This window comes from Flavobacterium stagni (assembly GCF_004122105.1).
GTDB lineage: Bacteria > Bacteroidota > Bacteroidia > Flavobacteriales > Flavobacteriaceae > Flavobacterium > Flavobacterium stagni.
In genome coordinates this window covers 1-13554 of sequence record NZ_SBKN01000005.1, presented here as the reverse complement: position 1 = coordinate 13554, position 13554 = coordinate 1, and the positions used below count along the sequence as shown (strand labels likewise).

The 13554-nt window shown below is 40.4% G+C and carries 4 protein-coding genes; all 4 read left to right on the top strand.

The window, feature by feature from the left end; genetic code table 11:
- Nucleotides 1–52: 52 nt before the first annotated feature.
- Entirely contained in the window at nt 53–4354 is a 4302-nt protein-coding gene (rpoC, locus tag EQG61_RS08845) for a DNA-directed RNA polymerase subunit beta' (protein ID WP_129461567.1), read from the top strand.
- 2 nt (nt 4355–4356) lie between these two features.
- On the top strand, nt 4357–4665 hold the full coding sequence (locus tag EQG61_RS08840) for a DUF3467 domain-containing protein (protein WP_129461566.1): 309 nt from the start codon (nt 4357–4359) through the stop codon (nt 4663–4665).
- A 180-nt stretch (nt 4666–4845) separates the two neighbouring features.
- Complete coding sequence (locus EQG61_RS08835; protein WP_129461565.1) at nt 4846–11013, top strand: YDG domain-containing protein; 6168 nt, start codon at nt 4846–4848, stop codon at nt 11011–11013.
- A 154-nt stretch (nt 11014–11167) separates the two neighbouring features.
- Nucleotides 11168–13554 (top strand): putative metal-binding motif-containing protein (locus EQG61_RS08830; protein ID WP_206733879.1); only part of this gene is annotated, 2387 nt, incomplete at its 3' end.

The window sequence follows — 13554 nt, the reverse complement described above, 5'->3', positions numbered from 1 at the left end:
ATGCTGAGAAGGATCGGCCCCGTTAACTGTAACTATTTTAAAAACGACTAAGATGAACAACAGAAATAAAGATAAAAATACCATTAAAAGATTCGACAAAATCACGATCGGACTAGCGTCGCCTGAGTCTATTTTGGCAGAATCAAGAGGTGAGGTTTTAAAACCAGAAACCATCAACTATCGTACACACAAACCCGAACGTGACGGTTTATTTTGTGAGCGTATCTTCGGACCTGTAAAGGATTTCGAATGTGCTTGTGGAAAATACAAACGTATTCGTTACAAAGGTATCGTGTGTGACCGTTGTGGGGTGGAAGTGACTGAAAAGAAAGTACGTCGCGACCGTGTAGGACATATCAATTTAGTAGTGCCAATCGCACACATTTGGTATTTCCGTTCCTTACCAAACAAAATCGGTTATATCCTTGGATTACCTTCCAAAAAATTGGATATGATCATCTACTACGAGCGCTATGTGGTAATTCAAGCCGGTATCGCTAAAAATGTAGATGGTGAGCCGTTACAAAAATTAGATTTCTTAACTGAAGAAGAGTATTTGAATATTTTAGATACCCTTCCTATGGAGAACCAATATTTAGACGATAACGATCCAAATAAATTCATCGCTAAAATGGGTGCTGAATGTATTATGGACTTGTTAGCACGTACCGATTTGGATGCTTTGTCATACGAATTGCGTCACTCAGCCAACAATGAAACGTCTAAACAACGTAAAACAGAAGCGTTAAAACGTCTTCAAGTAGTGGAGTCATTCCGTGATTCTAACTTGAACCGTGAGAACCGTCCAGAGTGGATGATTTTGAAAGTAATTCCGGTTATCCCACCAGAATTACGTCCGTTGGTGCCACTTGATGGTGGTCGTTTCGCGACTTCCGACTTGAATGACTTGTACCGTCGTGTGATTATCCGTAACAACCGTTTAAAACGTTTGATGGAAATCAAAGCGCCAGAGGTAATCTTACGTAACGAAAAACGTATGTTGCAAGAGGCTGTTGACTCCTTGTTCGATAATACACGTAAAGCTTCTGCTGTTAAAACAGAATCGAACCGACCCTTGAAATCTCTTTCGGATTCCTTGAAAGGTAAACAAGGTCGTTTCCGTCAAAACTTATTGGGTAAACGTGTGGATTATTCAGCTCGTTCGGTAATTGTCGTTGGACCTGAATTGAAAATGTACGAATGTGGTTTGCCTAAAGATATGGCAGCTGAATTGTACAAACCGTTCGTTATCCGTAAGTTAATTGAGCGTGGAATCGTGAAAACGGTTAAATCGGCGAAGAAAATCATCGATAAAAAAGAACCGGTAGTATGGGATATCCTTGAAAATGTAATCAAAGGTCACCCTGTATTACTAAACCGTGCCCCCACTCTTCACCGTTTGGGTATCCAAGCTTTCCAACCGAAATTAATTGAAGGAAAAGCAATTCAGTTACACCCGTTAACGTGTACGGCGTTTAATGCCGACTTTGACGGTGACCAGATGGCGGTTCACTTACCGTTAGGACCAGAAGCAATTTTAGAAGCCCAATTGTTAATGTTGGCTTCTCACAATATCTTGAACCCAGCTAATGGTGCGCCAATCACCGTTCCTTCTCAGGACATGGTACTTGGATTGTACTATATGACCAAAGAGCGTTTGTCTACTCCAGAATTAACTATTAAAGGAGAAGGCTTAACATTCTATTCGGCTCAAGAAGTAAATATTGCTTTGAATGAAGGACGTTTAGAGTTAAATGCACGCGTTAAAATCAGAACGAAAGATTTTAATGAAAATGGCGAATTGGTATACAAAATTATCCAAACTACTGCCGGACGTGTATTGTTCAACGAAGTGGTGCCAGAAGCAGCGGGTTATATCAATGAAGTATTGACGAAAAAGTCATTGCGTGATATTATTGGTAAAATCTTAGCTACTACGAATGTACCCACTACGGCTGCATTCTTAGATGATATTAAAGATATGGGATACAAATTCGCCTTCCAAGGTGGATTGTCCTTCTCATTAGGTGATATTAAAGTGCCAGAGAAAAAAGACGATTTGATCGCAGATGCTCGTGAACAAGTGGACGGAATTACCATGAACTATAACATGGGTCTTATCACAAATAATGAGCGTTACAATCAAGTAATCGACGTGTGGACTTCTACCAATGCTTTGTTGACTGAATTGGCAATGAAGAATATTCGTGAAGACCAACAAGGATTTAACTCAGTATACATGATGTTGGATTCAGGAGCACGTGGTTCGAAAGAGCAGATTCGTCAGTTAACCGGTATGCGTGGTTTGATGGCGAAGCCGAAAAAATCAACTGCAGGTGGTGGAGAAATTATTGAAAACCCGATTCTTTCTAACTTTAAAGAAGGTCTTTCGATTTTGGAATACTTCATCTCAACCCACGGTGCGCGTAAAGGTCTTGCAGATACGGCGTTAAAGACGGCGGATGCGGGATACTTAACACGTCGTCTACATGACGTTTCCCAAGATGTAATTGTGAACTCGGTTGATTGTGGTACATTACGTGGTATCGAAGTAACGGCTTTGAAGAAAAACGAAGAAATCGTTGAAACTCTTGGTGAGCGTATTTTAGGTCGTGTGACATTACATGACGTAATTAATCCGTTAACTTCTCAAGTAATTATTGCAGCAGGTGAAGAAATCACGGAAGCAGTAGTACGTGAAATCGAAGAATCACCTATCGAAAGAGTAGAAGTACGTTCTCCATTAACTTGTGAAGCAACGAAAGGAATCTGTGCAAAATGTTACGGAAGAAACTTAGCAACAGGTAAAATGACTCAAAAAGGTGAGGCTGTAGGTGTAATTGCAGCACAGTCCATCGGTGAGCCAGGTACACAGTTGACCTTACGTACCTTCCACGTTGGAGGGGTTGCAGGAGGTGTTTCTGAAGAATCATCGATTGTAGCACGTTTTGGTGGTCGTCTTGAAATTGAAGATTTAAAAACGGTTAAAGGAGAAGATAGCGAAGGAAACCAAGTGGATATCGTAATCTCTCGTTCAACTGAATTAAAATTAATCGATGCTACAACTGGTATCGTATTAAATACACATAACATTCCTTACGGTTCTAGCATTTTTGTGAACGATGGGGATGTGGTTGAAAAAGGAACTACTTTATGTAAATGGGATCCATATAACGGGGTAATTGTATCTGAGTTTACAGGTAAAATTGCATACGAAGATTTAGAACAAGGACAAACGTTCCAAGTTGAAATCGACGAACAAACCGGATTCCAAGAGAAAGTAATTTCAGAAGGAAGAAATAAAAAATTAATTCCGACCTTATTGATTTACGGAAAAGACGGAGAGTTAATTCGTTCATACAACTTACCAGTAGGGGCACACCTTATGGTAGAAGATGGTGAGAAAATTAAAGCCGGTAAAATCTTAGTGAAAATCCCACGTCGTTCTTCGAAAGCTGGGGATATCACAGGAGGTCTTCCACGTATTACCGAATTATTAGAAGCGCGTAATCCTTCAAACCCAGCAGTAGTGTCTGAAATTGATGGAGTAGTTTCTTTTGGTAAAATCAAACGTGGTAATCGCGAGATTATCATTGAATCTAAATTCGGTGATGTTCGTAAATACTTGGTGAAATTATCAAGTCAGATTCTAGTTCAAGAAAATGACTTCGTGAAAGCAGGTATGCCATTGTCTGACGGAGCGATTACTCCAGAAGATATCTTACGAATCCAAGGTCCATCAGCCGTTCAACAGTATTTGGTAAATGAAATTCAAGAGGTTTACCGTTTACAAGGGGTAAAAATCAACGACAAACACTTTGAAGTGGTGATTCGTCAAATGATGCGTAAAGTACAAATCCAAGATCCAGGAGATACTTTATTCTTGGAAGAACAATTGGCACACACCAGCGACTTTATGGTTGAAAACGACAAATTGTACGGAATGAAAGTGGTTGAAGATGCTGGTGATTCTGAGAATTTGAAACCCGGTCAAATTGTAAGCCCACGTGATTTACGCGATGAAAACTCCGTATTGAAACGTAATGATAAGAACTTGGTTGTTGCTCGTGATGCAGTTATGGCTACAGCAACTCCAGTACTTCAGGGTATTACACGTGCTTCGTTACAAACAAAATCATTCATCTCAGCAGCTTCCTTCCAGGAAACGACTAAAGTGTTGAATGAAGCAGCTGTAGCAGGTAAAGTAGACCAGTTAGAAGGATTGAAAGAAAACGTTATTGTAGGTCATAGAATCCCAGCCGGTACCGGTATGCGTGATTATGACAACATTATCGTTGGTTCGAAAGATGATTACAACGAATTGATGGCTAACAAAGAAGAATACGTTTACTAATCATGAGCGAAGAATTGCAACCCGGACAGATCAACATCGAATTGGATGAGAAAACAGCGGAAGGAATTTATTCTAACCTTGCCATTATCAACCATTCGCCCTCTGAGTTTGTATTGGATTTTGTGACCATCATGCCAGGTGTTCCAAAATCGAAAGTAAAATCGCGAATTATTTTAACGCCTCAACATGCCAAACGGTTGTTGAAAGCGATGGCAGAAAATATTCATCGATTTGAACAAGCCCATGGAGAAATTAAAGAAACGGATTTACCGCCAACTCCTTTAAATTTCGGTCCGACAGGACAAGCCTAATACAGAAAAACTCCTCTAGAAATAGAGGAGTTTTTTTATTAAAATAAACTAAAATAACCGACAAAAAACCAATTTAATCGACGTATGAAACGGTAGCGGATTGTTAACAAAAAGCTAACATAAAATAGCTGTTTTCAGGGTTTTAGTTTTTAATTTTGTGCAAAATCAACATCTTTAATTATGCGTAAAAATCTACAATTTTTCAATAAGAACAAGTTTTTCTTGGTCTTATTGATGTTTCTTTTCCAATTGGGTCATGCTCAGTTGTTAACAGAAAATTTTAGTTATTCTACTGCCGGAGATATTACAACAGCTTCGGGAGGGAATTGGACTGCACATAGTGGTAGTACCTTTTATCCTCAGTTTACAACATCTGGTCTTACTTATCCAGGTTACCCAGGCTCAGGTGTAGGAGGGGCTGTTACTATCTCAACAACTGGGGTAGCTGACGTAAACAGAACTTATACAGCTCAAACTTCAGGTAATGTTTATGCAGCATTCTTGGTTAATGTAAGTTCTGCAACTACAACTGGAGATTATTTTATCCATTTGGGTACAGGTGCATCATCCTTTGTGGGAAGATTCTTTGTTAAAAGAGATGCTTCTAACAATTTGGCTTTTGGAATTTCCAAAAATGCAGCTGTAGCAAGTGCTACATTTACAGGTTTTACTTACTCGCTAAACACTACTTATTTAGTTGTAATTAAATACTCAATTATTTCAGGAACAACGAATGATACGGTAAGTGTGTTTATTAATCCAGCACTAAATGGTACTGAGGGTACTGCAAATATTACAGCTCCAGACCCTACAGCTGCCGATGTAAATCCAAGTGCATTTTACATTCGTCAGGGGACACCTCCAGGTGCTACAATTGACGGTATTCGAATAGCAACATCATGGGCTTCTGCAGTACCAAGTGCTGCTTCAATATCTTCAAGCACTACCTCTTTATTGGCATATTCAACTACTTATGGAGTTGCAACACCATCGCAAACATCTTTAATATCTGGTTCTGGTCTTTCTGCGAATATCACTGCAACTGCACCAACAGGATTTGAAGTGTCTTCGGATAATACCACATTTGGCACAACTGCCACGTTCACCCAATCTGGAGGAACAGCCAATGGAACTTTATATATTCGTATGAGTGCAACTGCTACAGTTGGTGGATCTTATGATAGTCAAAATATCGTATTGTCTTCTACAGGTGCAACTGCAGTAAATATTACAACTGCAGCTTCAGGGAATAGTGTTTCTAAAGCCACTTTAACCACTACTGCTGGGAATCAATCTGTAGCACAAGGTACTGCTGCCGCTTCAGTTATCGCTGCAGGAACTTACACATTATCCGGGTTTTATAATGGTGATACAAGTAGTGTTGTTTCAGGTACTGTTTCCTACACTACAAATTATACGGATACAACTCCAGCCGCAACAGCCGGAATTACAATTACTCCAGATGTTTCTGGATTAACAGCTGCGAATTATAATTTTGCCGCAGCGAATGGAACAATTACGATTACCTCTTCGCCTGTGCCAACAATCAGCAGTGCCTTAACGGCTACGGCAACTTATGGTACTTCTTATACCTATCAAATAGTTGCAGATAATTCACCTACATCTTACAATGCCACCAATTTACCTGCTGGTTTATCAATCAATACAGCAACAGGTGAAATTTCGGGTATTCCTACTGCTGCACCAGGTGTATATAACATTGGTTTAGTAGCTACGAATGCAGGTGGTGATGGAACGGCAACTTTGTCGTTGACAATTAATGCAAAATCCTTAACAATTACAGGAATTGCAACAGTAGATAAAATCTATGATGCTACTACATCTGTGAGCTACACAGGTGGCTCATTAGTAGGTGTATATGGTTCAGATACCGTTTCATTTACAGGGTCGGCTACTATGGTTGATAAAGTTATAGGTTCAAATAAACCCGTAACTTTTGCATTGACTTTGAATGGTGCTCAAGCAGGTAATTATAGCTTGACTCAACCAACGGGCTTAACTGTAAATATTTCGGCAAAAGAGTTAACTGTTTCAGGTGCTGCTGCACAAAGTAAAACTTTTGATGGAAATACCAATGCAGTAATTACTGGAACTCTTTCAGGTATTGCTGGTTCAGATGTGGTGACACTTTCTGGAACAGGAACTTTTGCTTCATCAGCAATTGGTAACAATATCGCCGTGACTTCTACATCAACCATTGGTGGTGCAGATGCAGGGAACTATTATTTGACACAACCAACTGGTTTAACAGCAAACATCAATCCAGCTATTGTTGCTTTATTACAATGGAATACATTTGGAAATGCGGGTACTGAAACTACAGAACCAAGCACTTCTAATGAAACAAATATTGGTTCAGCGTCTTTAAATTATACAGGAAGTACAGTTACTCCTGCTGCAAACGGTAACCGTTTAGGGGGAACCAATTGGACAGTAGGTGCAACTATTGATACTTCAAAGTATATCCAATTTACCGTAACTCCTAATGCCGGATTTACATTTACACCCACATCGTTTGAATTTATTTGGGATTTCTCAGGTAGCGGACCTTCAAGTGTAGCTTTACGTTCTTCAGTAGATGGATATGCTTCAAATATTGGAGCCGTTACTGGATTAACAGCAAGTACTTCAGCAGTTCGTACAATTGCGATTTCTGGTTTATCAGCAATCTCAACTCCAACAACATTCCGTATTTATGGTTATCAAGCGACAGCCTTAACTGGAACAGGGGGATTCGATTGTGCTGTATCAACCAATAACGTGGTACTTAAAGGATATACAGGTGTGGCACCAGCGCCATCTTTCTCAACGAGTGGTTCTCCCGCCGCATTGTCTACAACTTATGGCACGGCTTCAACTGAAACTTCATTCACTGTTTCAGGTACTTATTTATTAAGTGGTGTAACAGCAACGGCTCCAGCGGGATTTGAAGTTTCTGCAACTTCAGGATCTGGATTTGGATCGACAGCTACTGTAGGTGCTGCAGGAAACATCACAAACGTTCCTGTTTATGTCCGTTTAGCCGCTAATGCATCAGTTGCAGGATCTCCTTACTCAGGCGATATCGTATTGTCTACAACAGGAGCTACTTCTGTAAATGTGGCTACCGCTTCAAGTACAGTAACTCCAAAAACATTAACGATTAACGGAATTTCAATTGCGAATAAAGTATTTGATGGAAATACCGATGCTACCATTACAGGTACACCTTCATTGGTTGGTGTTGTTACTGGTGATGAAGCCAATGTTATTTTAGGAGGAACTCCTGTAGCAACCTTTATTTCTTCAGCTGTTGCAACAGATATTCCCGTAACTGTAAGTGGGTATACTATTTCAGGAAGTGCTTCTTCAAATTATTCATTAACACAACCCTCAGGTTTAGTTGCAGATATTACTTCAGAACCATCGCCTGTAATTTCAAGTGCTTTAACAGCAACAGTAACGTATGGAACTGCATTTAACTATTTTATTACTGCAACAAATGCTCCTTCATCTTATAATGCGACCAACTTGCCTGCAGGATTAACTGTAAATACAACAACTGGTGAAATTTCAGGTGTTTTGACTGCAGCGCCAGGGAATTATTCGATTACTTTGGAAGCTACAAATGCAGGAGGTACAGGTTCAGATGTATTAGTACTTACAGTAGAAGCTAAAGTGTTGACTGTTGATGGATTATCAATTGTCAATAAAATTTACGATGGCAATACATCGGCCACTTATACTGGCGGTACATTAAATGGTATTTACAATACCGATGTAGTTAATTTCACTGGAGTGGCAACTTTTGATACCAAAACGGTTGGTACTACTAAGCCTGTGTCGATTACTTTAACGTTAAATGGTGCTGCTGCAGGAAATTATTCGGTAACTCAATTGACAGGTTTGACGGCTGATATCACTGTAAAAACGTTAACCATTACTGGTGCTACTGCACAAAATAAACCGTTTGATGGTACAACTGCTGCGGTAATTACAGGTACACTTTCTGGTGTAGTGTCTGGGGATGTTGTTACCTTAAATGGAACAGGAACTTTTGCTACTTCAGCACAAGGAACAGGTATTGCTGTAACGTCTACTTCAACATTAGGTGGAGCAGACGCAGCCAATTATGAGTTAACACAACCAGTAGGTTTGACAGCTAATATCACCCAACCCGCTATTTTAATGTGGAGTACTTTTGGAAATGCCGGTACTGAAACGACTGAGCCAAGTGTTTACAATAATAGTTTAGTGTCTTCATCTACCATTTCTGTAGCCGGAATTACTACAACAGGAAATGCGAACCGTCTAGGGGGTTCAAACTGGCCATTAACAACTACAATTGATGCCAATAAATACTATCAATTTACCGTTACCCCTAATGCAGGTTACCAATTCACTCCAACATCTTTAAGTTTTGTGTGGGATCGTTCAGGTACAGGGCCAAGTTCAATTGCGATTCGTTCGTCAATCAACAATTATGCTACTGATATCGCCGTATTAAATGGGGTGACTGCAAGTACCTCTGCTTTCAATAGTCTTGTAATGTCTTCTTTAGGGGATGTTCAATCTGCTACTACTTTCCGTGTTTATGCATACAATGCTACAGGTGCAGCAGGAACTGGAGGTTTTGATACAGCAACGAATGTGAATAATATTATTCTTTACGGAACTACAAGTTTAATTACAGGTTCTACTGCAGCAACAATGAATGGAACTACTTCAATTTGTTCTGGTGATAGTGCTGTAATTAATGTTGCTATCACAGGAGGAAGAAGTCCTTACACTTTAGTATATACTGACGGTACTAATAATTACACAGAATCCAATTATGTTTCTGGTTCAAGTATTGTTGTTACTCCAGCTTCAACTACAACGTATTCTATTGTTTCAATCACTGATGCAAATTCTTTAGTGGGTACGGGTAATACAGGGTCTGCTGTAATTACTTTGTTATCTAATACTACTTACTATGCTGATACCGATAATGACGGTTACGGTAATCCAGCAAGTTCAATTGTTTCTTGTTTGCCATTAGTTGGATATGTTGCTAATGATTTAGATTGTAACGATGCATCAAATACCATTCATCCTGGTGCTGTAGATGTATGTTATGACGGTATCGACAACGACTGTAACGGTAACATCGACAACATCGGATTGCCAGGTGGTTGTATTCCAATTTATACAACACCAGCGGTTACTGTTCCTAACTCAACAATTAGTTATGGTGCTTCTATCATTACAAGTTTAGTGGCGAACTGTCAAGGATACCGTTACGTGGTTACACGTGTGAATCCAGCCGATGATACCCCAATGTCAGCTCCTGTTACTGTGGATATGGGTATGCGTAACTTGTTCTTGTCTAACTTGTCTAACTATGCTTATGGTGCGAAGTTTAAAGTAGAAACTACGGTTCGTATCAATAACGTATGGCAACCGAACTATGCGCCTGCATTCTTCGTGTTCACGCCAACACCATTAAGTACAGTGGCTGCATGTGGTACACAAATTTCGAATACGACTACGCAAGTTACGAGTTCACCAGTTGCCTTAGTATCGGTTTACCGTTACCAAGTACAACGTTTGGATGCAAGTAACAACGTATTGAGTACTCAAGTAATTACAAGTGGTTTACGTTACTTCTCATTCGAACAAGTAACCGATTTCCGTTACGATGCTAATTATAGCGTTTCGTGTGCGATCCGTAACTTAGACGGTGTGTTTATGGCTTACGGTCCTGTATGTACTATTCAAGCACCGAAACACCCAACTAGTGAAGTTCGTGCTACACAATGTAACGACTACGCGGTATCAAGCTATAACGAAAATATCTACGCGAACTTAGTTCGTAATGTAGTATTGTACCGTTACCGTTTATATAATGTAAATCAAGGTTACGACTACAGTGTAGACAAGAATGCCAACTACTTCAAATTGACTGATTTCCCAGGTTTAGTACCTGGAGAAACGTATTCAGTACAAGTAGCGGTGAGTATGCCAGGTCAACCTGACTTTGGTCCATTCGGAAAAACATGTACGCTTGTAGTGCCAAACGTAGCACGTACTATCGAAGATACACAAGCAGCAGGAGCCATCAGCTTCGAAGCTACAGTTTATCCGAACCCATTTGCAGAGAACTTCTATTTCAAAGTGAATTCAGCGAGCACAGCAGAATATACAATTCAAGTGTATGACATGTTGGGTAAATTGGTGGAAACGAAAACGGTTTCATCCGATTCAGTGGAAAGCACAGAAGTAGGGGCTAACTTCCCAGCAGGTGTTTATAATGTAATCTTAACACAAGGTGAAAATATCAAAACACTACGTGTGATTAAACGATAATTATTTTTTTATCAAAACAATAAAAACCTCCTTCGGGAGGTTTTTTTTATGCAAATACGAAAAATGTCGTATTGCTGCCCAACAGCAAAGCCTGTAGTTTTGTCTCATAACCTCAAATCTCATAAGTAACCTAGTTAACCCTAAAATTCTTCTTATGAGACAAAAATTATTTTTTAAAGTTGGGCTGTTCTTGCTCTTGTTTAGCGGATTACACCTTAGAAGTCAGTCGGCCGGATTCAATACCACGTATATAGTATTGAATAATGGGAATGGAGATACCTTCTATGATCTTCAAGCCACAACAGCGAATCCCGATTTTGATAATGCACAGTTAGGAACCTATTGTGCAGGTTCTTCAGGCCTTTTTTTAAAAGGAGCTGAACATAACAATTGGAAATGTGGCGGATGTGACATTTCCAGTACGCATTTGTATTATCGGGTGTATTTAGTGAATGGAAGCAGCGGTGCATTTTCAGCTGTGGGACTTAATTTCACTTCTGATTTTGCCAATGGATGCGGCGGTCGTGATCAACAATGGAGTGCTACCAACCTCAATGTGGATCTAACTTCTACTTTGTCGCCTGGAAATTATGTGTTGGAAGTGTATTCCGATCAAGCAACAAGTTGTGCGGGGACGCAATACGCGAGTAATAATGGTGCTAATTTTAAAGCCAATTTTACAATAAATGCAGTCCAAACCTATTATGTCGATGCCGATGGTGATGGCTTTGGCGTTCCCTATTCGTCTACAACATCTTGTCTAGGAGCTCCTGTTGGTTATGTTGCCAATACAAACGACTGTAATGATAATCAACTTCAATATGTCGATGCCGATGGGGATGGATTTGGAAGTACAACCCTTACCGGTTGTGGTGTTTCCAATGCTTCCGATTGTGACGATTCCCAATTGCAATATTTAGACTTTGATGGCGATGGTTTCGGGAATGCTATATTAGTAGCTTGTGGTGTTACAAATGCATCCGATTGTAATGATAACCAATTGCAATATTTGGATGCCGATGGTGACGGTTATGGTAGTCAGGTGCTTGTTGCCTGCGGAGCCACGAATAATGTAGATTGTAATGATGGCCAAATTCAATATTTAGATGTGGATGAAGACGGCTTTGGACGCAACGTTTGGGTAGCCTGTGGTGTCACCAATAATATCGATTGTAACGACAACGAACTCCAATATGTAGACGCTGATGGTGATGGGTATGGTGGTACAACTTTAGCCGCTTGCGGGCCCAATAATAATTCCGATTGTAATGATAACCAATTGCAATACATAGATGCCGACGGTGATGGCTTTGGTCGCAATGTTTTAGTAGCTTGTGGAGTCACCAATAATATCGATTGCAACGACAACGAACTCCAATACGTAGACGCTGATGGCGATGGGTATGGTGGAACTACTTTAGCCGCATGCGGTCCCAATAATAATTCCGATTGTAATGACAATCAATTGCAATACATGGATGCCGACGGCGATGGCTTTGGCCGCAATGTTTTGGTGGCTTGTGGGGTAGTTAATAATGTCGATTGCAACGACAACGAACTCCAATACGTGGATGCTGATGGCGATGGGTACGGAAGTACGACCTTTGCCGAATGCGGTCCTAATAATAATTCCGATTGTAATGACAACCAATTGCAATACATGGATGCCGACGGCGATGGCTTTGGTCGCAATGTTTTGGTGGCTTGTGGGGTAGTTAATAATAATGATTGTAACGACAATCAACTTCAATATGTAGATGCGGATGGTGACGGATTTGGAAGTATGATTTTTGCTCCCTGTGGTGTTGCAAATAATTCCGATTGCAATGATGCAAATCCGACCATAGGAGCAGGTTCTCCTTATTTTAGAGATGCAGATGGCGATGGTTTTGGTGATCCTACGGTTTCTGCATGTCAATTTATGGCTGGCTACGTAACGAATAACACCGACTGCGATGATACACGTGCAAACGTAAACCCCGGAGCAGTGGATGTGTGTTACGACGGCTTAGACAACGACTGTAATGGTAACATCGACAACATTGGCTTACCCGGAGGTTGTATACCTGTTTATACAACACCCGCAGCAACAGTTCCCAACTCAACCATTACTTATGGCGCTTCAATTATCACGAGCTTAGTAGCGAATGCACAAGGCTACCGTTATGTAGTAACGCGTGTGAATCCAGCCGATGACACCCCAATGTCAGCTCCTGTTACGGTGGATATGGGGTTACGTAATTTGTTCTTGTCCAATTTGTCCAACTATGCCTATGGTGCAAAATATAAAGTTGAATCGACTGTGCGCATTAACAATGTATGGCAACCGAACTATGCGCCAGCTTTCTACGTGTTCACGCCAACACCATTAAGTACAGTAGCTTCTTGTGGAACTCAAATCTCGAATACAACAACACAAGTTACCAGTTCGGCAGTTGCTTTAGTATCGGTTTACCGCTACCAAGTCCAACGTTTGGATGCGAGCAACAACGTTGTAAGCACACAAGTGTTGACGAGCGGTTTGCGTTACTTCTCTTTTGA

What these genes read in the sequence shown, in the direction of transcription:
- rpoC (WP_129461567.1), top strand. Translation starts at nt 53, where the DNA reads ATGAACAACAGAAATAAAGATAAAAATACCATTAAAAGATTCGACAAA.
- EQG61_RS08840 (WP_129461566.1), top strand. Translation starts at nt 4,357, where the DNA reads ATGAGCGAAGAATTGCAACCCGGACAGATCAACATCGAATTGGATGAG.
- EQG61_RS08835 (WP_129461565.1), top strand. Translation starts at nt 4,846, where the DNA reads ATGCGTAAAAATCTACAATTTTTCAATAAGAACAAGTTTTTCTTGGTC.